This is a genomic window from Mesorhizobium sp. C432A (assembly GCF_030323145.1).
Taxonomy (GTDB): Bacteria; Pseudomonadota; Alphaproteobacteria; order Rhizobiales; family Rhizobiaceae; genus Mesorhizobium.
This window is the reverse complement of the sequence record NZ_CP100470.1, coordinates 194,050-220,184: the sequence shown is the minus strand read 5'-3', so window position 1 is coordinate 220,184 and position 26,135 is coordinate 194,050. Positions and strand designations below refer to the sequence as shown.

Below are 26,135 nucleotides of genomic sequence, written 5' to 3'. Positions count from 1 at the left end.
TTTGGGTTGCAATTATCACAGTATAGCTGTTGCCGGTGATGGAAGGGAAGGGGAGCTGCCTGTCTTCGGCTTCCTGGTTGAAAATCGCGCCACGCAGATTAGGGTCAACCTCCCGCAGATCGAGCAGCAGAAGACACCGTATGCCTGGCAAATTGACCACGATCGGCTTCGACGCCGACGATACCCTATGGCAGAACGAACAGTTCTTCCGCCTGACCGAGAAGCATTTCGCAACCCTACTCGCCGACCACGGCGAGGCCGAGCACATTTCGGCACGGCTGCTGGAGGCCGAGAAGCGCAACCTTGCCGTCTACGGCTTCGGCATCAAGGGCTTTACCTTGTCGATGATCGAGACGGCAATAGAAGTGACCGAGGGCCGTGTGCCGGGGTCGACCATCGCCGAAATCCTTGCCGCCGGCCGCGACATGCTGGGACATCCGGTCGAGGCTTTGCCGCATGCGCGTGAGACCGTGGAAAGGCTCGCCGGCGCCTACCATCTGGTGCTGATCACCAAGGGCGATCTGTTCGACCAGGAGCGCAAGCTGGCGGCGTCCGGCCTTGGCGACCTGTTCGATGCAGTCGAGATCGTCAGCGACAAGAGCGCCGCCACCTATGCCAGGATCTTTGGCCGTCACGGCAGCCCGCAGACCAGCATGATGGTCGGCAATTCGCTCAAGTCGGACGTGGTGCCGGCCATCGAGGCCGGCAGCTGGGGTGTGTATGTGCCGCACGAGCTGACCTGGGTGCTCGAACACGTCGAGCCGCCGGTCGAGGCACCGCGTTTTCGTCAGCTTGTCGATCTTGGCGAACTGCCGGCTTTGATCGAGAGCATCGGCAAGGAACGCTGACCGCCCCGCACGTGTTCGGGCGGATTGCGATCAGCCGCGCCCGAGGCTGATCAGCCGGTCGACCACCGGCTGCAGCCTTTCGGTGGTGATCGGCTTGGTTACCACCACATCGACCACGCTCGACAGGCCCAGGCTGTCGGGCGTGCCGGTCTTGGTTGAAAGCAGGATCACCTTGGGGAGCGACCGCCCAGATGTCCGCCGCAAGGCGTCGATGGCCGCCATTAGCGCGCGGCAGTCCTCGTTGTCGGGGCCGCCATCGAGAACGACGGCGCCCGGAATGAGGGTTCGCAATGTCTTGGCCGCCATTTCGGGCGACTCGGAGATCGGCTTCAGTCCGGACTTCTCGACGATCTTCGACACCACCACCCGGTTGATCGGCGATTTTCCAACGACCAGCACGTGGGAGAAATCCGTTGATATCTCGGAGTTCGCGTCCCTGCTTGACGAATTCAGATGTTTGGCGGTGTCGGTCTCGCGGTTCACAGGGCACATGGGCGGGGCGGGCACTCGGCGCTGCTTCAATGCAGGGTTGAAATCCGAGAGCCAATTGGCGTGAGATCGCCTGCCATGTCAAGCTGAAATGACGGACCTGCGAAATATAGCCGGAAATATTAAACCTCGGAGACAAGGTCTGTTTTCGAACTGTAGTTAAGTTTACGCTCAAAAGCGAAAGTCACCCGCGCTGAAAACCCGCGGGTGACGTTGAAATCGGCCAGTGAGCGACGGGGCCCATAGGTTCCACAAGCACAAAGCTTCCGTAAGGGAAGATCAGCCGTGACTCTTCTGCGTGACGATCACCGGGATCAGCAGGTCGCCCCAATTGCCGTCGCCGCCATGATGCCGGGCCGAGCGCACCAGTTCCACCGAGACGCCGGCCTCCACTGCCTTCATCACCGATTGATTGAGCCGGTGCAGGTCGTTGGCCAGCATGCGGATGGTCGCCTGTTGGTCGACACTCATCGTGGTGGACTGCTCTTCTGCACGTTCCTTGACGCGGCTTATCGATGCCATTTTCTTCTCCCTTGCCCTTCGGGCGTTTCCTCTGTTGGTTATGTCGATCGGTTCATTCCGCTGCCGGCTTGAACTGGACGTGCTCGGTCGATTCATGCATGGCGGTGGTCGACGACTGGCCGCCGCTGATTGCCATCGACACGGCGTCGAAATAGCCGGTGCCGACCTCGCGCTGGTGCTTGGTCGCGGTGTAGCCGTGGACTTCGGCCGCGAACTCGGCTTCCTGCAACTCGGAATAGGCCGCCATCTGCCGCGCCTTGTAGCCGCGGGCCAGCTCGAACATGCCGAAATTGAGCTGGTGGAAGCCGGCAAGCGTGATGAACTGGAACTTGTAGCCCATGGCGCCGAGTTCGCGCTGGAACTTGGCGATCGTCGCGTCGTCGAGGTTCTTCTTCCAGTTGAACGACGGCGAGCAATTATAGGCGAGAAGCTTGCCGGGATGATGCCTGCGCACGCCCTCGGCGAATTTCTTGGCCTGCGTCAGGTCGGGCTTCGACGTCTCGCACCAGATCAAGTCGGCATGCGGCGCATAGGCAATGGCGCGCGCGATGCACGGTTCGATGCCGTTCCTGACCTGGTAGAAGCCTTCAACCGTGCGGCCGGCATCGTAGTCGACGAAAGGCTGGTCGCGCTCGTCAATGTCGGAGGTCAGAAGCTTTGCCGCTTCCGCATCGGTGCGTGCCACGACTAGCGTCGGCGTGCCCATCACGTCGGCCGCCAGACGCGCCGCGTTGAGGTTGCGGATATGCGCGGCGGTCGGGATCAGCACTTTGCCGCCGAGATGGCCGCACTTCTTCTCAGAGGCCAGCTGGTCCTCATAGTGGACGCCGGCAGCGCCCGCCTCGATGAACGCCTTCATGATCTCGAAGGCGTTGAGCGGTCCGCCGAAGCCGGCCTCGGCATCGGCGACGATCGGCGCGAACCAGGTGTCGACCGACAGGCCGTTGCCTTCCGAGGTCTCGATCTGATCGGCGCGCTGCAGCGTGCGGTTGATGCGCTTGACCAGTTCGGGCGCCGCATTGGCGGGATAGAGCGACTGGTCCGGATACATGGCCGACGCGGTGTTGGCGTCGGCGGCGACCTGCCAGCCCGAGAGATAGATTGCCTTCAGCCCGGCACGCACCTGCTGCATCGCCTGGTTGCCCGACATGGCGCCGAGTGCATTGACGAAGTCTTCCTCGTGGATGAGCTTCCACAGCCGGTTGGCGCCCATTTCGGCAAGACTCTGGCGTATCTGGACCGACCCGCGCAGCCGCTTCACATCGTCCGGCGAATAGGCTCGTTCGATGCCGTCGAAGCGGCCTTCGGGCGCGGATGGGACAAGATTGTAAAAATCAGTCATTGGTCACTCCAGATCAATCGATGCCAGTGTCTTGAAACGCCGCGCCCTGGGATGGTGTGCGTCGTCTGTGTGTGACATCATTTACATTGCGCCGCGACGAGAGCGAGGAAAACCGCCATTTTCGGTAGAAAATAAGAGAAAACCTGTGTTGTGTTTGACTGCTTGCCGCTGTAAATCTGTCATGATTGTAAAAAGATGGTGCGCTGTTCATCGCTCGCAAGTCGTGTAAATTCCTGTCAAGGAAAGCCGATGGCCGACCAGAAGATATTCGCCGGGCCGCGCATCCGCCGCATCCGCATCGCCAAAGGCCTGACCCAGACGGCGATGGCCGAGGGGCTCGGCATCTCGCCGTCCTATCTCAACCTGATCGAGCGCAACCAGCGGCCGCTGACGGTGCAGCTGATCCTGAAGCTGGCCTCTGTCTACAAGGTCGACCCGCATGAATTGCAGGGTGAGGCGAGAGGGTCGATCTCGGCCTTGAAGGAAGTGTTCGGCGACCCGCTGCTTGCCGGTGAGCTGCCGGGCGACCAGGAACTGATCGAACTGGCCGAGGCCGCCCCCAATGCATCGGCTGCGATGATAAAACTGTTTCGCGCTTACCGCGAGCAGGCCGAGCGGCTGTCCGATCTCAACGAGCTTCTGGCGCGCGAGGGCCGCGCCACGGCGCTGTCCGGTGCGCGGCTGCCGATCGACGAAGTGCACGAGATTTTCGAGCGCCGGCCGAACCATTTTGCAGCACTGGAGGAGGAGGCCGAGGCCTTCACCTCGATGCTCGACCCCGGCGACGATCTGTTCGGCGCGCTGAAGGCGTGGCTGAAGCGCGAGTATGGCATCGTCGTCAAGGTGCTGCCGGTCGCCACCATGCCGAACTGGCGCCGCCGTTATGACCGTCATTCGCAGCGTCTTTTTCTATCGGAGCGGCTGTCGCCGTTCGACCAGTTGCGCGAAGTCGCCATGGAGGCCTGCCTGATCCGCATGACGGTCGCTGTCGCCGGCGAAATTCAGACGCTGAAGCTCGGTACGGACGAAGCCCGTCGGCTCGCCCGCTTCGAGTTCGGCCGCTACGCCGCCAATGCCTTGATGATGCCCTATCAGGCATTTCATGCCGCCGCCGTGCGGGCTCGTTACGACATCGATGTGCTGCGCTCGCGTTTCGGCGTCTCCTTCGAACAGGCGGCGAACCGCCTGACCATGCTGCAGCGTCCTGGCTTGTCCGGAGTGCCGTTCTTCATGCTCGAGGTCGACAATGCCGGCAACCGCTTCCGCAAGGCCGGCGGCCAGGGCTTTCCGCAAAGCCGCTTTGGCGGCGGCTGCCCGAAACTGCCGGTCCATGCCGCTTTCGCTTCGCCTGGCCAGATCCTGGTCGAGGCGGTGGAAATGCCCGACGGCGCCGAGTTCCTCTGCATCGCACGCACGCTCGAGGGGCCGCAGGGTTCGTTCTCCGAGCGTCCGCGCCGCACCGCGCTGCTGTTGGGCTGTGATATCGGCTTTCGCGACGAGACCGTCTATGGCGCCGGGCTGCCGGCAAAGGCCGGACAGGGCGCCGCCACGCCGGTCGGTCCCGCTTGCCGGCTGTGCGAACGCATCGGCTGCCTCGCCCGCGCCGAGCCGCCGGTGACCCGTCCGCTGGGCCTGGACGAGATGGTGACGGGCCTGAGCGCCTTCGATTTCCAGTGATGCTTCTCGGGCTGGAGGTCGCGGAAGACTGCAGCTGTTTGCTAAGCAATAGAGCGCGGCCCGAACCATCGCCGAACCAAATATTGATTAAGCATCGGCGCTGCGCTATCGAAGGTGAGCTGCAGGGCAGCCAAGGGGGGACGGCTTATGAACAGGAAAGCTTTGTGGCTTGGCGTGGCGCTTGCCCTTTTGGCGGGGCCTGTTCTGGCAGAAAAATCCTCGGAATTCTTCAAGGACTATCAACAGTATAGTGACGACGGCAAGGCATTCCTGGACAAGATCGATCCAAAGACCGGCGCGGTCGACCTTCCCGAAGGCATCCATCTCGATCTCAAGGACAAGTTCTATTTTCTGGGCAAGAAGGACGCGACGTCCGTCCTGACCGAGGCCTGGGGCAATCCGCCTGATACCGCGTCCGAAGCAATCGGCATGATCTTCCCGGCCAAGTACGAGCCCATCGCCGGCAACGGTTGGGGCATCGAATTGCGCTATGAAAAGATCGGCCATGTCGATGACGCCGACGCGGCATCCATCGACTACACCGAACTGCTGAGCAGCATGCAGGCGGACACATTGTCGGCCAACGATCAGCGGGTAAAGGACGGCTTTCCCCCGATCAAGCTGATCGGCTGGGCCTCGCCGCCGGTCTATGATTTCGTCCACAAGCGGCTGCACTGGGCCAAGGAACTGCAGTTCGGAGACGATACCGTCCACACGCTCAATTACGACGTCCGTTTCCTCGGCCGGGAAGGCGTCTTCGTGATGAGCTACATCGCTACGGTTGAACAATTGCCGGAGATCAAGCAGAGCCTGGACGAAGTGCTGGGCGTGGCGGACTTCAGCACCGGCAAGAAATACACCGATTTTCTGCCCGGCACCGACACGGTCGCCGCGGTTGGCATTGGCGGCCTCATCGCCGGAAAACTCGCGGCAAAGGCCGGCCTGATTGCGGTCGCGGTCATCGCCCTGAAAAAGTTCGGCATTCTGCTGCTGGTACCGTTGGCCGGTCTTTGGCGCTTTATCCGCGGCAACAAGGGCACGTCCTAGAAACGGCGGTGTTTGCCCGTATGGCTGCCGGTTGGCGGTGCGCCAAAGGGAATGCCGGGCTGGATCACGTCCGGCGGTAGCCTATGCGCTAGGCGAATACGGCACGTTTCTGTCGTCCATTGTGCATCATGCCGCCCCGAGATAGCCGACAGTGGCACCCCATGACCGATACCGCATCTTCTCCAATCGCCGCACCGCCGATCGTCTCGCCTCGCGAAGAGCGGGTCGGCTTGCTGCTGGTGTTCCTGTCGGCGCTGATGTGGAGCTTTGGCGGCACCATCGCCCGCTTCATCGACACCGCTGACAGTTGGACCGTGGTGTTCTGGCGATCGCTGTGGGCGGCTGTGTTCCTGATTTGCTTCATGGCCTGGCGCGACGGCTGGCGCGGCATGTTGCGGCTGTTTCGCGACATGGGCCTGCCCGGCCTTGCCGTGGCCGTCTGTTTCGCCACGGCGTCGACGTGCTTCGTTGTCGCGCTCGCCTACACCACCCTTGCCAATATCCTGTTGATGCAGGCCGGTGTGCCGCTGCTGGCGGCATTGCTTGCCTGGGTGCTGTTTCGCGAACGCGTCGCCATCGCGACCTGGGTGGCGATCGCCGCCGTCATCGCCGGCGTCGCCATCATGGTGTCGGAATCGCTCGACGGCGCCGTATCGCCCATCGGCGACGGGCTGTCGCTGCTGATCGCCGTCATGTTCTCGATCGCCACTGTCATCACCCGGCGCTTCGCCCATGTGCGCATGACGCCGGCGACGTGCCTCGGCACGATGCTGGCAGCGGCTTTCGCCGCATCGCAAGCCACGCAGTTTGCCACGTCGGCCCACGACATGGCTTTCCTGTTTGCCTTCGGCGTCATCAATCTCGGGCTGGGCCTTGCCTTCTTCGCCACCGGCGCGAGGCTGGTTCCGGCGGCGATCGCAGCACTCCTCGGCACGTTCGAGCCGATCCTCGGACCGATCTGGGTCTGGCTCGTTCATGGCGAGGTGCCCTCGGTGCGCACCATCATCGGCGGCGCGGTGGTGGTCGCCGCGCTGCTCGTCCATATCGCGCTTGAATTCAAGCGCCAGGCGAGGCCTGCACGGCCGGGGACCACCGGCCTGCCATCCCCTAATTGACCCGCCTTTCCCTTGGTTGAGCCCGTCTTCCCTAATTACGCCCGTCTTTCCCCAATTAGCGAAGCCGCACGCCCTATTGACCGAGCTTCCCCGCGCGGGCCATTGACAACCTTGCTGCGGCACGGGCAGGCTGGGGGCACGGCAACAACAAGACAGGCTTATCTTGCCAAGTGTCCCCGCCGGTCGGACCAAGACCGGACCACAGCGTCGTATCCCTGCCCGCGCCGCGGCGAAAGCCTCTGACTGCGTCAGCGCGCCCGCCATGCGGGCACACAGAGCCATGATCTGCCGCTTGTCGAACCGCCCGGATGGCGCCGGCAGTTCACGCTTATGGCTGCCCGGAAAGCTCAATACTCTGAAGCAAATGCCCAATCGCGCTCGAACAGCGACGACTTGGCGAAGGAACACTCATCAAAGGAGAACAGCATGATCCGCAAAGCGCTCTGGCTTTCGGCAACCTCGGCATTTCTGACGCTTTTCGCCGTCGGCGGCCATGCCGAGGATCGCGTCGTCAACGTCTTCAACTGGTCGGATTACATCGACAGTTCGATCATTGACGACTTCACCAAGGAGACCGGCATCAAGGTCGTCTACGACACCTTCGATTCCAATGAAATCCTCGAAACCAAGCTGCTTGCCGGCGGCAGCGGCTATGACGTCGTCGTGCCCAGCGGCAACTTCCTGGCCCGCCAGATCCAGGCCGGCGTGTTCCAGAAGCTCGACAAGTCGAAGCTGCCCAACATTTCCAACATGTGGGACACGGTTTCGGAGCGCACCGCCAAATACGATCCGGGCAACGAATATTCGATCAACTACATGTGGGGCACGGTCGGCATCGGCTACAACATCAAGAAGGTGAAGGCAGCACTCGGCACCGACAAGATCGACAGCTGGGATGTGTTCTTCAATCCCGACAGCCTGGCCAAGCTGAAGGACTGCGGCGTCTATGTGCTGGACTCGCCGGCCGACATCATCCCGGCGGCGCTCAAATATCTCGGCCTCGATCCGAACAGCACCTCACCTGACGACATCGCCAAGGCCGAGGAGACGTTGCTGAAGGTGCGGCCGTATATCCGCAAATTCCATTCGTCCGAATACATCAACGCGCTCGCCAACGGCGATATTTGCCTGGCGGTCGGCTGGTCGGGTGACGTCTTCCAGGCGCGCAACCGCGCGGTCGAGGCCAAGCAAGGCGTCGAGATCGGCTATTCCGTTCCCAAGGAAGGCGCCCAGATGTGGTTCGACCAGATGGCGATTCCCGCCGATGCGCCGCATGCCGCCGAGGCACTCGAATTTCTCAACTACATGATGAAGCCGGAAGTGATCGCCAAGTCGTCCAACTATGTGCTGTACGCCAACGGCAACAAGGCTTCGCAGCAGTTCGTCGACAAGGCGCTGCTGGATGATCCGGCGGTCTATCCGGACGCCGAGACCTTGAAAAAGCTCTATACGGTCCAGCCCTACGATCCCAAGACCCAGCGCCTGATCACGCGCAGCTGGACCAAGATCGTCACCGGCCAGTAAGCAATGCGACATGGTCCCGGCAGCCACCTGCCGGGACCATTCTTCTCTGGGCAAGAAGCAAAAAAAATAGGACGGAGTGGGACATGAAATCGCTTGGCAGCATCCGCAGGGATTTCGCGCCATGGAACGACCCGAACGCCAAGCCATATATCCAATTCGAGAACGTCACCAAGAAGTTCGGTGACTTCACCGCCGTCAACAATCTGTCGCTGACCATTTTCGAGCGCGAGTTCTTCGCCCTGCTCGGCGCGTCGGGCTGCGGAAAGTCGACGTTGCTGCGGATGCTTGCCGGCTTCGAGGAGCCGACCGCCGGCCGTATCCTTCTCGACGGCCAGGACTTGCGCGGCATCCCGCCCTACCGCCGCCCGGTCAACATGATGTTCCAGTCCTATGCGCTGTTCCCGCATATGAGCGTGGAAAAGAACATTGCCTTCGGCCTCAAGCAGGAAGGCATGCCGGGACCGGATATCGAAAAGCGCGTCGCCGAGATGCTGAAGCTGGTGAAGCTAGAGCAGTTCGCCAAGCGCAAGCCGCACCAATTGTCGGGCGGCCAGCGCCAGCGCGTCGCGCTCGCCCGCTCGGTTGCCAAGCGGCCAAAAGTCTTGCTGCTCGATGAGCCGCTCGGCGCGCTTGACAAGAAGCTGCGCGAGGAAACGCAGTTCGAGCTGATGGACCTGCAGCAAAATCTCGGCCTTACCTTCGTCGTCGTTACCCACGACCAGGAAGAGGCGATGACCATGGCCGACCGCATCGCCATCATCGACAAGGGCGAGGTGATGCAGGTGGCGACGCCGGCGGAAGTCTATGAAGCCCCCAGTTCGCGCTTCGTTGCCCACTTCGTCGGCAATGTGAACATGTTCGAGGGCAAGGTCGCCGAGCGTGCGGCAAACACCACGCGCATCACCGGCGCGACAGGGGCCCAGATCGTCGTCGAAAACAGCACCGATACAAAGGCCGGTTCCGACATCGTCTTCGCCATCAGGCCGGAGAAGATCAAGGTGTCGTCGACGAAACCGGCCGACGCCGTCAATGCGCTTGAGGGCGAGGTCTACGACGTTGCCTATCTCGGCGACATGACCGTCTACCACATCAGGCTGGATGACGGGCAGATCATCAGGGCAAGCGCGCTCAACGCTGCACGCGTCACCGATGATCCGCTGACCTGGAACGACCGCGCCTGGGTCTCCTTCCGGCCGGATGCCGGCGTCGTGCTGACACGGTAGGGGGAGGCCATGTCCAACATCGCCATCACCGGCACCGGCCCATCGACAGCGGCCAAACCGTTTCTGACACGGCTCGGCGCCGGCTTCGTCAGCCGGCTCGTCATCATCGTGCCTTATCTCTGGCTGCTGTTCTTCTTCTTCATCCCGTTCATCATCGTCTTCAAGATTTCGCTGTCGCAGTCGGCGATCGCCATGCCGCCCTACACGCCGGCGCTCGATTTCAGGGACGGCATGTCCGGGTTCTTTGTCCGCTTCCGCGAACTCAGCTTCGACAATTATGTCTGGCTAACGCAGGACGCGCTTTACTTCAAAGCCTACGTGACCAGCGTTATCATCGCTGCAGTCTCGACGATCCTGACCTTGCTCGTCGGCTTCCCGATCGCCTACGGCATGGCCCGCGCGCCGGCGACGATCCGTCCGACCTTGCTGATGCTGGTAATCCTGCCGTTCTGGACGTCGTTCCTGATCCGCGTCTATGCCTGGATCGGCATCCTCAAGCCCGAGGGTCTGCTCAATCAGCTGCTGTTGTCGCTGCACATCATCAATCAGCCACTGATCATCCTCAACACTTACACGGCGATCTTCATCGGCATCGTCTATTCCTACCTGCCATTCATGGTGCTGCCGCTCTATTCCTCGCTGGAAAAGATGGATTATTCGCTGATCGAGGCGGCAAAGGATCTCGGCTGCCCGCCGACATCAGCCTTCTGGAAGATCACCTTCCCGCTGTCGCTGCCCGGGGTCATCGCCGGCTGCCTGCTGGTGTTCATTCCAGCGGTTGGCGAGTTCGTCATTCCCGATCTGCTCGGCGGCTCGCAGACGCTGATGATCGGCAAGACCTTGTGGAATGAATTCTTCGCCAACCGTGACTGGCCGGTGTCGTCGGCCGTCGCCGTCATCCTGCTGCTGCTCCTGATCGTGCCGATCATGCTCTTCCAGCAGGCCCAGGCACGCGCCCAGGAGCAGGACAAATGAACGCCACCTGGAGCCGCTTCAACGTCACCTCGGTCGTGCTGGGCTTTGCCTTTCTCTATCTGCCGATCGTGCTGCTCATCGTCTTCTCCTTCAACGAGTCGAAGCTGGTCACCGTCTGGGGCGGCTTCTCGACCAAATGGTATGCCTCGCTGTTCCACAATCAGGGGCTGATGGACGCCACCTGGGTGACCGCGCGTGTGGGTGTCATCTCCGCCACTGTGGCAACCGTGCTCGGCACGCTGGCGGCACTGACCTTGACCCGCTACACCCGCTTCCGCGGCCGCATCCTGTTTTCCGGCATGGTGTTTGCGCCGCTGGTCATGCCGGAAGTCATCACCGGCCTGTCGCTGCTGCTGCTGTTCGTTGCCGTCGGTCTCGACCGTGGCTTCCTGACCGTGACGCTTGCTCACATCACCTTGACCATGTGCTTCGTGGCCGTCGTCGTGCAGTCGCGCCTGGTGTCGTTCGATCGTTCGCTGGAAGAAGCTGCCTTGGACCTCGGCGCAACGCCGGTAAAGACCTTCTTTCAGATCACGCTGCCGGTCATCATGCCGGCCATCGTCTCCGGCTGGATGCTGGCCTTCACCCTGTCGCTTGACGACCTGGTCATCGCCTCCTTCACCTCCGGGCCTGGCGCCACCACGCTGCCGATGAAGATCTACAGCCAGGTGCGGCTCGGCGTGACGCCGGAAATCAACGCCGCCTGCACCATCCTGATCGCCGTCGTGGCGGTAGGCGTCATCATCGCTTCGGTCGCCAACAAGCGGCGTGAGGTGCAACGCCAGCTCGACGAACAGGCCGCGCAGCGCGGTTGATTGCGTCAAACGAGGGATAGGGCGATCCCGGTAAGGGTCCGCCTATTCGCCTGAGACGCCGCGGCTGATCGGCGAGATGAACGGCGTGCTCCAGGTGCCGCCGACGAAGAATGACGACTGGTTGGATCCCTGCTGGCCATTGACCGGTGCCGCTGCCGGGTCGGCCTGAGTGACACCCCCCGAAAGCGCCAATCCGCGTCCGCCGTAAGAGGCGATGCCGGACAGCCAGACCTTGTATTTCGCCGAATTGGCCTCGGCCTTGTCCAGCCTTGCCACACCCTTCGAGATGGTGGCCTTGAGCTCGGCGCCGTCCATCGGCAGTGTCCCGTCCGAGACGTCGTCGAGCGCGAAGAAGCCGCCCTGTTCCGTGTGCTTCAGAAATGCCGGCAAATTGAGCCCGCTCAGCGCGCCCGGCCCGAACGTCGCAGAGACCGAGCCGTCCGCGTTCTCGAAGATCGAGTCCCAGGATTTGCCCGGCCCTTTGAGAATGACCGAGACAGTGCCGGTGCTGGCCGGCACCAGCCGCGTCATTCCGGCCGCGGTGCCGAAAGCGGCGCCGTCAATGTCGGAGGCGAGCAGCCGGATCTCGACCTGCGAGCCCTCCGGTTTGCGGTCGAAACGCAGGCTACTTTGCACGTTGCCGCCAAAGGCCGACGCATCGGAGATATCGAAGACGGCAAGCCCGTTCTTCACCTGCGCCGTAGCGGCGACGTCGGCAAGCTGGATTGCGCCGGCCGAGGCATGTGCCGCTGACAGCCTCAGATCGAGATTGATCCGGTCGGCGAAGCTGGTGTCGATTTCGCCGGGACCGGTCTCGCCGGTCGGCGCCAGCGGCGTGAAGGCCGAAAACAGCGACCTGAGGTCGAGCGTATCGAAGGCGAGTGTGCCTGATATCACCGGCAAGGCGTCGCCGAACGAAAAATCCAGCGCCCCCATTCCCGGGTTGTTGTCGAGCGTCACCGCGGTGTTTTCGAATTTGACGCGGCCGGCGGTCGCCGTGATCTTGCTCGAAACCGAGACCGAACCGATCGCCGTACCAGGAGCAATGCCGGCCTGCGACCATTCCAGCACGCGCCGCAGCGAGGGCGCGGCGAATTTCGCCTGGCCATCGAAATAGGCGTTTTGCGACATGCTGGCCGTGCCGTCGAACGAGAAGCTGGCCGGCGCTGCCTTGAACGAAAACGTGACCGGTGCGGCGCCGCCGGCAAACAGCACCAGCGGCTTGGGCGAGGCGGCATCGACGGTGATGCTCTCGCCGCGCCAGATTCCGGTCGCCGACAAGGTCGCGTTGCTGTTCATCGCTGCCCAGCTCGCCTGGCCGGACAGGCTGGTCAGCAATTCGACGTCCTTGCCGCCGACGGAGGCGACCATACGGCCGTCCCTGAATTCCACGGTGCCGAACGGATCGGCGGGCAGCTTGCTCAGATCCGGCTTCGTCGGATCGGCGTTGACCACGCCGCGCGCCGTGTCGATGGAGCGGGTGATGCGTCCGCCCGTTGGTATGGCGGGCAGGAATATGCCGTTTGCGGCGCGCTGGACCCGGATCGTCGGCCGCACCAGCCGCGCCGTCGAAAACACCACATCGCCCTGCAGCGCCGCCATGGCCGAAAGGTCGACCTCGACCCGTTCGGCCTCGATCACCGGCGGCGCGTCGGTCTCGGTCCACTGCGACAGCGTGACGTCGCTCAATATGGCGCGGAACTTCGGCCACACCTCGATGCGCGGCGAACCGGCGATGGTGACCCTGAATCCGCTCCACGCGCTCATCTCCCAGGCAATGCGATCGCGCACGATCCGGGTCGAGGCAATCAGCGGCAGAGCGGCGACGACCAGCGCGATGACGAGCACGGCAACGCCGATCGCCCATATTCCGCGCCGGATCAAAGGTGATGGCATATTGCCCCGGTTGCTTTCATTCCGATAAAAATCGCCTGACGGGTGTAACCGCCAGTTGTCACCACGCCTTCCAGTCGTCACTACGACTTAGGGCTGAGGCATTTCAAGTCTTTATGGCCCGGCGATGGCAATTGCGCACACATGGCCGAGTTTAGCGGAACAAAATCTTGCTCTGCCGCACGGTGGTAGGCATAAGCGATGCAGCTTCAGCCTGCTACGAGGCGCGGCGTTTTTGGGACAGCGCGCCTGTAAAGCTGAGGCTAGTGCATGTCGCCCGGAAGAGTGCAGCGGTTCCGGGACAACGACGTGCATCAAAACAAAAGCATATCTATCTTGCGACGCGACGGGCTTCAAGGAGGATCGATAATGGCTGCCGAAGCACCGCTCTGGACCCCGACGCAAGACCAGATCGACGCAGCACCACTGACCGCGTTCATGAAGGCAGCAGCGGCCAAAAGCGGCACATCCTTCGCCTCCTACGCCGAACTGCACCGCTGGTCGGTCGAGGATCGCGAGGGCTTCTGGAGCCTGCTGTGGGACTTTTGCGGCATTGTCGGCGACAAAGGGACCGATGCGGGCGAGCCCGTGCTCGTCGATGGCGACAAGATGCCCGGCGCATCGTTCTTTCCCGAAGCGACACTGAACTTCGCCGAGAACCTGCTGAAGAAGACCGGTTCCGGTGACGCGATCGTCTTTCGCGGCGAGGACAAGATCGAGCGGCGGCTGTCGTGGAGCGAACTGCACCAGCTGACCTCGCGCTTTCAGCAGCTTTTCCTGTCGCTCAAGGTGAAAAAGGGCGACCGCATCGCGGCGATGATGCCCAACATGCCGGAAACCGTCGCCGCCATGCTGGCGGCCGCCTCCATCGGCGCGGTCTGGTCGTCCTGTTCCCCCGATTTCGGCGAGCAGGGCGTGCTCGACCGTTTCGGCCAGATCGAGCCGGTCATATTCATTGCGCCGGACGGCTATTGGTACAATGGCAAGGCAATCGAGGTAGCCGACAAGATCGCTGCCGTTGCGGCGAAGCTCGAAACCGTCCGCAAGGTCCTGATCGTCGACTATCTCGGTACCTCGCGCGATATCGCAGCGATCATCGACAAGGCCGTGGCGCTCGAAGAGGCGCTGTTACCCTTTACCGCCAAAGCGGTCACGTTCGAGCGGCTGCCGTTCGCGCATCCGCTCTACATCCTGTTCTCGTCAGGTACCACCGGCATTCCCAAATGCATCGTCCATTCGGCCGGCGGCACGCTGGTCCAGCATGTCAAGGAACACCGGCTGCATGCCGGACTCATCGAAGGCGACCGCTTCTTCTACTTCACCACCTGCGGCTGGATGATGTGGAACTGGCTGGTGTCGGGCCTGGCCTCGGGCGCCACGCTGCTGCTCTATGACGGCTCGCCCTTCCACACCGACGGCAATGTGCTGTTCAGCTTCGCAGATGCCGAGAAGATGACCTTTTTCGGCACCTCGGCCAAATTCATCGATTCCGTACGCAAGGCCGGGCTCAAGCCGATCCGCAGCCATGATCTGTCGAGTGTGCGGGCTATTTCCTCCACCGGCTCACCGTTGTCGCCGGAGGATTTCCGCTTCGTCTATGACGGCATCAAGAAGGACGTACATCTCGCCTCGGTTTCCGGCGGCACCGACATCGTCTCCTGTTTCGTGCTCGGCGTACCGACGCAACCGGTCTGGACCGGCGAGATCCAGGGTCCCGGCCTCGGCCTTGCCGTCGATGTATGGGACGATGACGGCAAGCCGATCCGCGAGCAAAAGGGTGAGCTGGTCTGCACAAAAGCGTTCCCGTCGATGCCGATCGGCTTCTGGAACGATCCTGAGGGCAAGAAATACCAGGCCGCCTATTTCGAGCGCTTCGACAATGTTTGGTGCCACGGCGACTTCGCCGAATGGACCGCGCATGGCGGCATGATCATCCACGGCCGTTCCGACGCGACGCTCAATCCGGGCGGTGTGCGCATCGGCACGGCGGAGATCTACAATCAGGTCGAACAGATGCCGGAGATCCTTGAGGCGCTGTGCATCGGTCAGGATTTCGACAATGACGTCCGCGTCGTGCTGTTCGTGCGGCTGGCCGCCGGCGTGACGCTGGACGAGGATCTGGAAAAGCGCATTCGTTCCAAGATCCGCAGCGGCGCCAGCCCGCGCCACGTGCCGGCAAGGATCGTCGCCGTCAGCGACATTCCGCGCACCAAATCGGGCAAGATCACCGAGCTTGCAGTGCGCGACGTGGTGCATGGCCGCGCCATCAAGAACAAGGAAGCGTTGGCCAATCCAGAGGCGCTGGAGCTGTTCAGGAACCTGCCGCAGCTGGCTGAGTGACGCGGCCGGGATGGTTAACCAGATATGTCGGTCGAATTTACCTAGATTTCATGAGTGGTACACATTCGTAAATTTTTTGGACGGCCGGTAAGGAGTTGTTAAGGCCCGGCGTCGATAGTCGCACGTAACTTGAGGGAGAAATCCCGTTCCTCGTCCCCTGAGGATCAGATTCGCTCAAGCCCCCGTTGTGACAGCAAATCCCATTTAAGGCGTCCTGTTGGACGCCTTTTCTTTGTCCGGGATTCTCGCCCGGGAATGGCCGGCCCTATTCGGCCAGCACCCGCGTCGACGGGAAGGCGACCTCGACCAGCGTCCCTTCGCCCGGCGTCGAGGTGATGGTGAAGCGGGCGCGGTTGGCTTCCACCATCGCCTTGGTCAGCGGCAGGCCGAGACCGGTGCCGTCGCCACGCCCGCGCTTCAGCGCATTGATCTGCTTGAACGGCTTCAGCGCCTGCTCGATCTCGGCATGGCTCATGCCAATGCCGGTATCGCGCACCCGCATGACAACGTCGCCGGAGGTTTCATAGGCGGTCGACACGATCACCTGTCCGCCGGCTTGCGTATAGCGAATGGCATTGGACAGGATGTTGAGCGCGATCTGGCGCACGCTTCTGAGGTCGGCGACCACTTCGGGCAGTCGCGAGGCGAAGCTGGAGCGAATGATGACACGCTCGCGGTTGGCCTGCGGCTGCATCATCGCCACCGTCTCGGCCAGCGTATCGTTGAGCGACACCGCCTCGTAGTCCATTTCCTGCTGGCCGGCCTCGATCTTCGAAATGTCGAGGAGGTCATTGACGAGATCGAGCACATGGTTGCCCGAGCGGTTGATGTCTCTGAGATAGTCGCGGTAGCGGTCATTGGCTACCGGGCCGAACTTCTCGTCCACCATCAGCTCGGAAAAGCCGATAATGGCGTTGAGCGGCGTGCGGATCTCGTGGCTGATGCGGGCGAGGAAATCGGTCTTCTGCGAGGAGGCGCGCTCGGCCACCGCGCGCGCCTGGGTCAGATCCTCTTCGGCCCGCTTCCACTGCGTGATGTCGCGCACCACGGCGCAGAAGCCGCTGTCATTGGGCAGCCTGCCGATGGTCATGAACAGCGGGATGAAGCGCCCTTGCGCCTCGCGCCCGATCACCTCGCGGCCATCGTTCATCACACTCGCCACGCCGGGCTCGGACAGGCCGTTCAGATAGTCGCGCGCCGCGCGCTGGCTTTCGATGGCAAACAGCGAGGCGAACGGTTTACCGGTGACGTCGTCGCTGTCGAAGCCGAACAGCGCCTCGGCCGGCCGGCTGATCGAGCGGATGTCGCCGTCGCGGCCGATCAACACCACACCATCGGTCGCGGTGTCGATGATGGTGCGCATCTCGGCAATGCGCGCTTTGAGTTCGGAGACATCGGGCTGCGTCTGCTCCTCGGCTGCGAGATGCGCAACCATCGGCGGCTCGTTATCGCCGGTACGTCGCACCACCAGCATCAGCGCCTTGCCGGCGCGCCACGGCACCGAACGCAAAATGGCTTCGATCGGAAATTCCTGGCCCTCGCGCGTCTTCAGTTTGAGTGTGTGGTCGCTTTCGCCGGCCATTTCTGAATAGGGATCGGCAAACAGCGCGTCGAGCCCGCCGGCGTCGCTCAGGTCCTCAAGCGTGTCATAGCCGGTCAGGCCGAGGAATTCCTCATTGGCGTAATGAAGCTCGTCGCCCGAATGGATGAGCAGCGGCACCGGCAGCTTGCCGAGGATCGACGTGTCAGGGGCCTTGTGTTCATCTCCGGCCGAGAATGCCGAAGGCATGAACCCCTCAAGCTTGAGCGGCGGCACTTTCAGGCGCTGTGGTTCTGCCGGCACTGTGTCCGCATCGCCGGCCTTGTCCCCGTCTTCCACGGCGGAATCGGTCGCCTCGTCGGACGGCGCCCAATCCTCATTGTCCTCGGCATCGCGGAAGTCGGCCGACGTCATGCTGTCGTCTTCACCGGCATTGGCCGGCGTCTCGGCAACAACCGGCTGTGGCTCTGCGGCCTCGACGATCTCTTGGGCTTGCGTATCATCCGGTTCGGAAGCCGGCGCAAGTTCGTCGTTGGACGACGTTGCTTCCGTACTGTCTTCGGTGACGGAGCCTGGTTCGGGATCGGCATAGTCGAGCAGGGAGCGCGACACTGTCGGCGCCTTCGCCTCGCCTGCTTCGCTGTCCGCAAGGCCGTCGTCCGGCTGCTCGCCGTCAAGCCGCGTCAGGTCCTTTTCGTCCTCGGCATCGCTTTCCGGCGGTTCGGCCTCAGCCGTTTCGCTTTCGGGTGCGGTTGCCGATGGTTCAGCCACGGCAGCCGGGCGGGCTTCGCCCGGACTCGAGACCTCGGCGGGCCGCCGGGCTGGCGCGGCTGTTTCAGCCTGGTTCGCCTCGACATGATCCGGCTTGGGCTCATCTGCCTTGGCCTGGTCTGGCGTTACCTGATCCGGATTGGCCGGTTCGGCCTGCTTGGCAGTCTCCGGCTGCTCCGGCGGGGGATTGTCCTTCTTCAGCCGCTCGCCGATTTCGCGGAAAGCGCTGCGCTCCAGCGTCGACAGGCCCCTCTCGCTTGTCGGCTGCTTGTCGTTGGCGGGCTGCCGATGCTCGGCCAGCCGGATGACCTTGTCGGCAAAACGACGTTCCTGCTTCGGCACGATGGTCAGTGCCGGCACTTCGCCCTCGAACGGATCGGCCGCCTTGGGAGCTTCCGCCACGGGCTGTTCCGGGGCCGGCTCGGCTGCTGCCGCTGGCGCGCCATTGGGGACCAGCGCCATGCCGATTGCTTCCGGATCGACCACCGCATCGCCGGCGCGGGCGACGCCGAAACCACGAAAACCTTCGAAGGCGCGGCTGCGGCCATAGACAGGCAGTGCTGCCAGATCGACCGGTATCTTCAGGTCGGAGCCGGCAACCGGCCACAGTACCGAGCGGCCCGACCAGGTGTCGCGCCGTTCAAGCAGGCCCGCGATCTCGCCCGAGGCGTCGAGGCCGAAAATTGTCGCGACGTCCTTGAAGCGGCGGCCGATCACGTCGGCGGCGGCTTTGCCGACAATGTCGCCGAATTCCGGCGACAGCGCGCTGAACTTGCCCTCGGCGTCGGTGCGCCAGACGAAGCGCAGCGGCGGCGCCGAGCGGTCGATCTCACGTTTGGCGGGAGGCGCAGCCGGTGGGGCTGCGTCAGAGGGCAGGGCGGGCGCAGCGGCACTGCAGTCCAACTGCGCACTCTCGGCCGGGGAAACAGAATCCGGCTCGGCCTGCGCCGGGCTGTCCGGCTCGCCCGCCTGCGGCTCTTCGCCGGCATGGAAGTACCAATGATCATGTTGCGCCGGCGCGCTGTCATTCGCCGCCTGCTCGCGACCGGTCGTCTGCTCGCGATGATCCGCCTTTGTATCGGTTGACGCCGAAGCATCATGCTCGGTGGCAGCCGGACCTGTCTCCCCGACGTCAGGCGCGGCCGCGAGTGGGGCGCCCTGATTCCCGCTTGCGGGGGGGTGGTCAGCCACCGCATCCACCGTTACCGCGTTCTCCGCGGCGGCTTGCGCCGGGCCATCGTCGACCTGCGCTGCAGCAGGTTCGGCATCCAGCTCGCCGACAGGATTTTCCTCACCGAGCTGATCCTCGTCGATGACCACCAGCAGATGCCTGGACTCGGTCAGGCGCGCGAAGCCGGCCGGATAGGACGTGGCGCCGCCGGGGACCAGCCGCTTGACGATGCGGTCGTCCTGGCTCGCCACGTCGGCGACAAGCGCGGCCAGCGTCTCAGGCCGGATGGCGAGCGCGCCAAAGCCATCCGAAGCCGCCTCGACAGTGCCGGCGGCGTCGACAAAGGCGATGAAATGGCCGTCTTCGGTAAAGCCGCTGATCGCGCGGGCCGCAATGTCGGCAGCACTGCGCGAGCCGGCCTGCGCTGCCGGCACCACCAGCATGATGGCGCTTTCGCCGTCCGGCATAGTCACCGCACTGGCCAGGAAGCCGACGGCGCGGCTGGTGATGCCGGTCGCCAGCCGTACCGTAATGGCGCGGTCGCTGCCGATCTGCGGGAAGCCCGCGGTCGCCATGATCTGACGCCTGGCGATCAGCGGCAGCTGTGCCGAGGCGCCGATGATGGCCTCGATGTCGGGATAGCCGAACACCGCAGCGCCCGGGCCGTTGGCCCAGATCACCTGTTCGAGGTCGGCCGACAGAATCGCGATCGCGTCGCCGGCGGCGAAGCGCTGGCGAACCGCATCAAGCACGGCGACATCGAGGAAAGAGTAGTTCTCGGAAGGCATGCGCTTGGCGGACCCTTTCGGTGAAACCTCTTGGCGAACCCCTCTTGGCGAACCTACAAGGCGGGCAATTTGCAGTTAACGCTTTGTTAATAAAAGCCCGCGCGGCGAAGGTCCACAAGCCATCGCGGGAAGCAGGTGGAATCTCTGGCCACTTGGTTAACAGCCTCTCGGAATGCCCTTGGATAACCTCTTGGGTGACGCACGGGAAGAAATTTATGGTGCACTGCAACAAAGATATTGCATCGCACAAAAAAACCGCTATATTGCCATCATACATGAACGAGACGGCTTTTTGTCAAAGCCGCTACCCGAAAGGATGGAAAATGACCAAGGCCAAGACCGCTGAGACCATCGAAAACGTCGAATTCCCGAGCTTCGACGCTTCCAAGGCAACCGACCAGATCCGCGCTTTCGCCGAAAAGGGCGTCGAGCAGTCGAAGGAAGCCTACTCCAAGCTGAAGACCGGCGCCGAAGAGACCCAGAAAGTCCTGGAATCGACCTTCGAGACTGCCAAGACCGTTTCCAGCGACCTGTCGCTCAAGACCATCGCCGCTCTGCGCGCCAATGCCGAAGCCGGCTTCTCGCATCTCGAGGCCCTCATCGGCGCCAAGTCGCTGTCGGAAGTGGTCGAACTGCAGACCGCCTTCCTGCGCAAGCGCGTCGAGACCACGGTCGAGCAGGCCAAGGACTTCCAGGCTGTTGCTTCGAAGGCTGCCGAAGACGTCTCCAAGCCGGTCAAGACCGCTTTCGAGAAGGCCCTGAAGGACATCAAGGCCGCCTAATAATTGCGCACAACTCTGCGATGCATCAAAACGTCGCATTTCGTCAGACAAATAGGTGTGCGATAGAGTTGTCCAAATGAATACCCGGCGAGTGGAACCTCCTCCCTCTGCTCTCCGGGGTGACCAGCCAGCACCTCCTCCCGCTGGCTCGTAACAGGAAAAGGCCGGCACCTCCTCCCGCCGGCCTTTTTCTTTTGCCGAAGAAACCGGCGCCTGTTGGCGGAACCGGCTTTGCCTTATCAAAGGCCTTGAATTAGTCTCTGATAGACCGTATTGGACGCATCGCCGAACGACAGAGCGGATCTCGGAGAATGAATTTTCACCACGATCTGGCTCAGGCGAACGTGCCGTTGTAGCTCAGATGGTTAGAGCGCCGGATTGTGGATCCGGAGGTCGCTGGTTCGATCCCAGCCAACGGTACCATCGAATTTCCCGCTAAAGTATTGATTGCCGATCCCGACGATCCACGAGAGATCAAGACCTGTATGGCCCTGTCGGCAGGGCAGGAAGACCCTGACTGCGCACACACACCGCGGTGCGGATACCCGCGCCGCAGCTTAGGTTTCATTTTACTCCAGCGGTTCGTCGGTCGGCCGAGGCGTCGTGCCTGCCTGACGAGGACGGCCGGCATTGCGATTTGCAATGCGGCTGTCGAGCGGCGATCTGGACGCTTGCTGGGCGCCAGCGGTCTTGGGCGCCGTCGGCTTGGCGCCGGAATCGCTGTTTTCAGCGTCGCGACGGGGATGTGGCAGGCCGGCGGCATCAGGCGATCTGACCGGAGGTGTGGCGGCCGGGTTTGTCGATACGGGTTTGTCCTTGGCCATTTTCAACTCTCGCCTTTTCAGCATGCAGACGGCCGGACAACAAAGTCGGGCCACTGGGGCAGAACGGTCAGCCGTGCGGGCGCATCACGACTTTGATGCAGCCGTCCTCCTTGTCGCGGAAGGTTTTGTAAAGTTCGGGCCCGGCCTTGAGGCCAGCGCGATGGAATGACGGGTCGATATCGCCGTTCTGAACTTTCTGCAGCGATGTCGCGTTCATCCTGGATCGTCGGATCGGCCACCTGTTCACAGCGTATCTCGCCTTTGCCGTGCCATGTGAGGGCCTTCATGTGCTGTTCCTTGACGACAAGCTCTGCAAGCCCGAACTTGGCTTGATGTGAAATGTTCCTGCTTCGAACGAGCATCCGGCCTCAACCTTGGCGGCCGAGCCGGGTTCGGCCATGCCGCAATGCTGCTCGGCCAGGGTGCCGGCCGGCGTGCCATGCGCCGCTGCAACCTGCAGCTTGTTTTTCCAGCCGCTGATCGCCTGCTGCGACGACCGCATCCCTGATCGCTTCGCAGGGCAGAGGTTTGGCGCAAGCGCAGGATCTGCTATCGCGCCAGCATCGCGGCGACAACGAACACGACGGCGGCAACGACGACAAGCGCGACAATGGCCAGCACCGGGCCGTTTTTACTCGGGGCCGGGGCGCTCTCGTCGTCCGGCCGCCGCATCGCATTGGCGAAGCTTGCTTGATTAGCGAAAGCCGGCGTGCCCGTCGCTGCGGGAACCGGCACGGCGCCGGTGTCTGCCGCTTCGGCATCGGTTTCCATAGGCGCCGCCGCCGGGTCGAATCCCGGCGTCTTGTCCTCTGTCACCCCAGACTGAATATCGCCTCTGTCTTCGGCCGGGTTACGTTCGACGTTCATGATGATGCTCCTGAGCTGGCCCGGGCTTCCCCAACCGCGAGCGGATCAGGATGTTCCATTGGGCGGAATCGCCGACAACGAGGAGCAAATTTCAGCTAGCCTTCAAACAGATGTCCCTGGTGGCAACGCGGGCCTTGCAACCGGTCAGCACCGGATTGGTGGTCTCGTTGTAGTCGGCCATGGTCGGCAACGCGGCAGATTCGGCAAAGTTCCAGTCTGGCTCGCAATGCCCGCTTACGCACACCGCCGCTCGTTGACCTTGAGCTGGCTCGTTCCAGCGACTCCAACCCAAATTGCCAGTCCGGCTCCCGGCGGCGCGCTGTTTGTATTCCGTGGGAACATCAACAGCGCCAGCGAGTTCGGTATGTGCAGCGAGTTCCCTGTTCGCCGCATGGCCAACGTCCGGAACTCTTGACCGTCTCGCGTCTTCGCTCCTGGAGCGCGGGCCACTCCTCTTAGCCCAAGGTTGCGATCATGAGCAGAAACATTCCGGAAAAGCGGGCCAGGCAGGGTGGCTTGGGGCGACCGGTCCTTGGCGTGCTCTTGGCAGGCCTTGTCTTGGCGCTCGTTGCCTGGGGGATCGCTGAAATCTATGGCGAGCAGGCTAAGACACCGGCGACACAGCAAAACAGCCGGGTTCCATCGCCAGATACTTACAGCCCAAATCCTGGCCAAACGGACCCTGCAAACTCCAAGGCCGATGATGTGAATGGCGAACCGGTGGACCGAAATCCCAAGCTCGACAAGGATCCCACGCCGCGATCAAGCACTGGCGGGGATCAGCCAGGAACGCCGCCAGCTCAACCTGCTTCGCCATAGCGTTCGCACTAGTTGACAAACACAATTCAAACAGATGCGGAAATGTGGAGCGGCGATTTCAGCCAATTTCAAGAGCCGGGTCTGTCAATAATCGCCGGCGCTCTCTGATAGCTGGGGAGCCACAAAACCTCCGCTGATTCTTACCGCTTGCTGGATGGCACTGGCGGCTCCAGACCGACTGCGCGCTGTGTCACGCCGGCAGACCTTTGCACCTCTGGGCGCTTTTGAACTTGCAAGTCGATGGAATCGGGCAAGCTGGGTGTAGATGATGCAGTCGTCATTTTATCGAGGTCCGGCAGCAACACCATCTTTGCGTAGCGTGGAGGAACCAGATGGCCTCCGAAAACAGCGAATATCCTGCACACGAAGAAGCGAGAAGCAGGGCCGTAAGCACATCTGAATCTCGACAAATCTCATGTGCTCGCTCCACGCGTAAGGATCCCGCCGCGCTCTCGACAGTAAGAGCGGCGGGATCCTCAACCGGCGATGAAGGGACTTTGATCGACGGTCTTCTCCTAATGTGGCTTCCGGTTGCGTGTTCCCTGGTTCGGACCTTATCCACCGACTAAGGGACTAAGGTCCCGAACCTAAATGGAACCAATGGGGAAGAGCGGAATCCATGTGCCTTTAAAAGGCTTCAACCAGAGGGCACGACGGCTGATCGTCAGCCTCCCGCCAGAGACAGTCCACGGGCGCGCTCGCGCAGCAAGGCAAGCAGTTCGTCGCGCCGTGGCTCCGGCGTGTCGACGGGTAACACCAGACACAAGGTCCTTTTGATGGCGCCGTGGCCGTCATGGATGGGCGCTGCCATGCACCAGGTGAAGCGGTCCGCCAGAGCGGCGGTCTCGCTGAAACCCTGCCGGTGGGCCAGGGCAACATCGGCAAAGAATTCGGCTGGTGCAATGATGCGGCCGTCGGGAAGCTTGTAGTCGCCAGATGGGATGAAATCCCTCAACTCTTGCTCGTTCATATGGCCGAGGAGCAGCCGTCCGGATGCCGTCCATGGGATCGGCACCTCAACCCCAACATCGCTTGAGATCCGGAACGGGCCCGGCGAATCTCGGCAGTCAAGAACGACGTATTTGTTGCCACGCAGGCCGCATAGCTGGACCGTCTCGCCTGTCTCGGCGGCCAACTTATCCAAGGTCTCGATGATGCGACGGTAATGGGCATTGTGATGTGAGTAGGCCCAGCCGAACAGATGCATGGCGCGTCCGAAATAGACGTAACCTTCACCGCCGACGTTTTCGAGCATTTCGGCGTCGAGTAGGCTGTTGACGATCTCGTAGGTGGTCGAACGCGGCGCGCCGATCATTTTGGCGATGTCGCCGACGCGCATTGGCGCGCGGTGCCGCAGCAACGCCTCGAGCAGCATGATGACGCGGTCAATGCCGCGTCGTCGTTCGCCGTTGCGCGGCTCCGCGCCGGCTTCCTTCCCGATCGCATCGTTAGTGCCGTCGCTCATGACCATCCGCCAAAATCATTTCGGTTCTCGTCTCAAGGCGCTTGAAAGATGTCAAGGCTCGGTCTAGCATCCAATTTGTCCGATATACAGACACATTGTCTGAAATACCAGACAAACTAACGAGCCTGACGCAGACAAATCCCTAGAGGACACACGGTTTCCAAGACCCGGCGACCGACGGGTTCCTCGCCCTTGTTCTGCACGTCGAGGCCACAACCTCTGAAGGGAACAGTCATGATGAAATCACCGTTTTTCGCATCCGCCAGCGCGCTTTGCCTCGGTCTCGTGCTGAGCTTTGGCGTCGCCTCGCAGGCCAATGCCGCCGCCAACTGCATCAAGGGCGACCGCAAGGCGCCGTACACGATCGGCTGGGCCAACATCTATTCCGTGCCGACCTGGATGAAGCAGACCCAAGGCACGATCGAAGCCGAAGTCGAGACCCTGAAGAAGCAGGGACTGGTCGACAAGCTCGTCGTCACCGACGCTCAGGGCGATGCCAACGTCCAGATCCAGCAGATTCAGTCGATGATCGATTCCGATGTCGACGCCATCATCCTGATCGCCGGTTCGTCGACCGCACCGGCACGCGTTCTGGCCGACGCCTGCGCCAAGGGCATCGCCATCATCAACTTCGACAGCCTCGTCGACACCGACAAGGTCACCGCCAAGGTCAACACCGATTCTTCGCAATGGGGCGACCAGGCCGCCAAGTTCCTGATCGACGCCATCGGCGGCAAGGGCAAGATCCTGATCCTCAATGGCCCCGCCGGGGTTTCGGTCAGCGATGACAGGCGCAAAGGCGCCGACGCTGAGCTCAAGGCCCATCCCGACGTGACGGTGCTTGCCGAGACCAACACGCCCTACAACGTCGCGCCGGCACAGGAAGCCGTCACCAGCCTCCTCTTCGCCAACCCCGAGATCGACGGCATCCTGTCGCTCGGCGGCGCTCTGTCGGCAGGCGCCGTGCTGGCCCTCGACAAGCAGGGCCGTGAACAGGTGCCGATCACCGGTGAGAACGCCCGGCAGTTTTTGGAACTCTGGAAAGAAAAGGGCTTGAAGAGCTGGGCGACGATGCAGCCGAACTGGCTCGGCGCCTTCGCCACCTACACTGCCGTCCAGGCGCTGGAAGGCAAGGATGTGCCGGCTTTCGTCAAGATTCCGCTGCCGGTAATCGACAATTCCAACATCGACGAATACCTCGCCCGGGCCAAGGACTTCCCGGCTGACGGCTACATCTTTTCTCCTTACGATGAGGAGCTGTTCAAGAAGCTGCTGGCTCAGAAATAAGCCTGAAGGGT

General features: G+C 62.3%; 19 protein-coding genes, 1 tRNA gene and 2 pseudogenes. 12 read left to right on the top strand and 10 right to left on the bottom strand.

What is annotated here, in order from left to right; genetic code table 11:
• The first annotated feature begins 140 nt into the window (after positions 1–140).
• Positions 141–848 (top strand): HAD family hydrolase, encoded by a 708-nt coding sequence (locus tag NLY33_RS00990; protein ID WP_023704504.1) that lies wholly within the window; start codon positions 141–143, stop codon positions 846–848.
• A gap of 30 nt (positions 849–878) precedes the next feature.
• On the opposite strand, the gene NLY33_RS00985 is transcribed toward NLY33_RS00990, so the two are convergent.
• The 3 genes from NLY33_RS00985 to aceA form a co-directional block, all read right to left on the bottom strand.
• Entirely contained in the window at positions 879–1,340 is a 462-nt protein-coding gene (locus NLY33_RS00985; protein ID WP_023669317.1) for a response regulator, read from the bottom strand.
• Positions 1,341–1,616: 276 nt separating this feature from the next.
• Complete coding sequence (locus NLY33_RS00980; RefSeq protein ID WP_023669318.1) at positions 1,617–1,859, bottom strand: SMc00767 family acetate metabolism repressor; 243 nt, start codon at positions 1,857–1,859, stop codon at positions 1,617–1,619.
• A gap of 52 nt (positions 1,860–1,911) precedes the next feature.
• Positions 1,912–3,201 carry an isocitrate lyase gene (aceA, locus tag NLY33_RS00975; RefSeq protein WP_023704503.1) on the bottom strand — a complete coding sequence of 430 codons (1,290 nt, stop codon included), beginning with the start codon at positions 3,199–3,201 and terminating at the stop codon, positions 1,912–1,914.
• Between the two features lie 249 nt (positions 3,202–3,450).
• Here aceA and NLY33_RS00970 point away from each other — a divergent pair, with 249 nt between their 5' ends.
• The 7 genes from NLY33_RS00970 to NLY33_RS00940 all read left to right on the top strand — a co-directional run bounded on the left by NLY33_RS00970 (position 3,451) and on the right by NLY33_RS00940 (position 11,577).
• Positions 3,451–4,878, top strand: a complete 1,428-nt coding sequence (locus NLY33_RS00970; RefSeq protein ID WP_023692381.1) for a helix-turn-helix domain-containing protein — start codon at positions 3,451–3,453, stop codon at positions 4,876–4,878.
• A gap of 147 nt (positions 4,879–5,025) precedes the next feature.
• Positions 5,026–5,925 carry a DUF2167 domain-containing protein gene (locus NLY33_RS00965; RefSeq protein WP_031196137.1) on the top strand — a complete coding sequence of 300 codons (900 nt, stop codon included), beginning with the start codon at positions 5,026–5,028 and terminating at the stop codon, positions 5,923–5,925.
• Between the two features lie 161 nt (positions 5,926–6,086).
• Entirely contained in the window at positions 6,087–7,040 is a 954-nt protein-coding gene (locus NLY33_RS00960) for a DMT family transporter (RefSeq protein ID WP_023707963.1), read from the top strand.
• Between the two features lie 426 nt (positions 7,041–7,466).
• Positions 7,467–8,564, top strand: coding sequence for a polyamine ABC transporter substrate-binding protein (locus NLY33_RS00955; protein WP_023681872.1), 1,098 nt, complete (start codon positions 7,467–7,469; stop codon positions 8,562–8,564).
• 83 nt (positions 8,565–8,647) lie between these two features.
• Entirely contained in the window at positions 8,648–9,787 is a 1,140-nt protein-coding gene (locus tag NLY33_RS00950) for an ABC transporter ATP-binding protein (protein WP_023707962.1), read from the top strand.
• 9 nt (positions 9,788–9,796) lie between these two features.
• On the top strand, positions 9,797–10,762 hold the full coding sequence (locus NLY33_RS00945; protein ID WP_031196135.1) for an ABC transporter permease subunit: 966 nt from the start codon (positions 9,797–9,799) through the stop codon (positions 10,760–10,762).
• Complete coding sequence (locus NLY33_RS00940; protein WP_023669326.1) at positions 10,759–11,577, top strand: ABC transporter permease; 819 nt, start codon at positions 10,759–10,761, stop codon at positions 11,575–11,577. Before NLY33_RS00945 ends, NLY33_RS00940 begins: the two co-directional genes overlap by 4 nt.
• Positions 11,578–11,619: 42 nt before the next feature.
• Here the strand turns inward: NLY33_RS00940 and NLY33_RS00935 are convergent, their stop codons facing one another.
• Positions 11,620–13,473 carry an AsmA family protein gene (locus NLY33_RS00935; RefSeq protein ID WP_023707961.1) on the bottom strand — a complete coding sequence of 618 codons (1,854 nt, stop codon included), beginning with the start codon at positions 13,471–13,473 and terminating at the stop codon, positions 11,620–11,622.
• Positions 13,474–13,839: 366 nt separating this feature from the next.
• On the opposite strand from NLY33_RS00935, the gene NLY33_RS00930 reads away from it, so the two are divergent.
• Positions 13,840–15,810, top strand: a complete 1,971-nt coding sequence (locus tag NLY33_RS00930) for an acetoacetate--CoA ligase (protein ID WP_023704498.1) — start codon at positions 13,840–13,842, stop codon at positions 15,808–15,810.
• Positions 15,811–16,075: 265 nt separating this feature from the next.
• Here the strand turns inward: NLY33_RS00930 and NLY33_RS00925 are convergent, their stop codons facing one another.
• Positions 16,076–20,080 carry a PAS domain S-box protein gene (locus NLY33_RS00925; RefSeq protein WP_023704497.1) on the bottom strand — a complete coding sequence of 1,335 codons (4,005 nt, stop codon included), beginning with the start codon at positions 20,078–20,080 and terminating at the stop codon, positions 16,076–16,078.
• A 323-nt stretch (positions 20,081–20,403) separates the two neighbouring features.
• Here NLY33_RS00925 and NLY33_RS00920 point away from each other — a divergent pair, with 323 nt between their 5' ends.
• Together NLY33_RS00920 and NLY33_RS00915 are read left to right on the top strand one after the other, a co-directional pair.
• Positions 20,404–20,862, top strand: a complete 459-nt coding sequence (locus tag NLY33_RS00920; protein WP_023669330.1) for a phasin — start codon at positions 20,404–20,406, stop codon at positions 20,860–20,862.
• Positions 20,863–21,208: 346 nt separating this feature from the next.
• Positions 21,209–21,285 (top strand) — tRNA-His (locus NLY33_RS00915).
• Between the two features lie 146 nt (positions 21,286–21,431).
• Here NLY33_RS00915 and NLY33_RS00910 read toward each other — a convergent pair.
• The 5 genes and pseudogenes from NLY33_RS00910 to NLY33_RS00890 form a co-directional block, all read right to left on the bottom strand.
• On the bottom strand, positions 21,432–21,686 hold the full coding sequence (locus NLY33_RS00910) for a hypothetical protein (protein ID WP_023704496.1): 255 nt from the start codon (positions 21,684–21,686) through the stop codon (positions 21,432–21,434).
• Between the two features lie 67 nt (positions 21,687–21,753).
• Positions 21,754–21,873: pseudogene (locus NLY33_RS00905) on the bottom strand (zinc-binding dehydrogenase); the annotation flags it as partial.
• A gap of 192 nt (positions 21,874–22,065) precedes the next feature.
• Positions 22,066–22,167, bottom strand: a pseudogene (locus NLY33_RS00900) (SDR family NAD(P)-dependent oxidoreductase); the annotation flags it as partial.
• 68 nt (positions 22,168–22,235) lie between these two features.
• The gene (locus tag NLY33_RS00895; RefSeq protein ID WP_023704493.1) at positions 22,236–22,553 is read right to left on the bottom strand and encodes a hypothetical protein; all 318 of its coding nucleotides are present in this window, start codon (positions 22,551–22,553) and stop codon (positions 22,236–22,238) included.
• Between the two features lie 1,483 nt (positions 22,554–24,036).
• A complete protein-coding gene (locus tag NLY33_RS00890; protein ID WP_023748648.1) occupies positions 24,037–24,843 on the bottom strand; it encodes an IclR family transcriptional regulator in 807 nt (268 codons plus the stop codon).
• Positions 24,844–25,071: 228 nt separating this feature from the next.
• On the opposite strand from NLY33_RS00890, the gene NLY33_RS00885 reads away from it, so the two are divergent.
• Entirely contained in the window at positions 25,072–26,124 is a 1,053-nt protein-coding gene (locus NLY33_RS00885) for an ABC transporter substrate-binding protein (protein WP_023748647.1), read from the top strand.
• Positions 26,125–26,135: the final 11 nt, after the last annotated feature.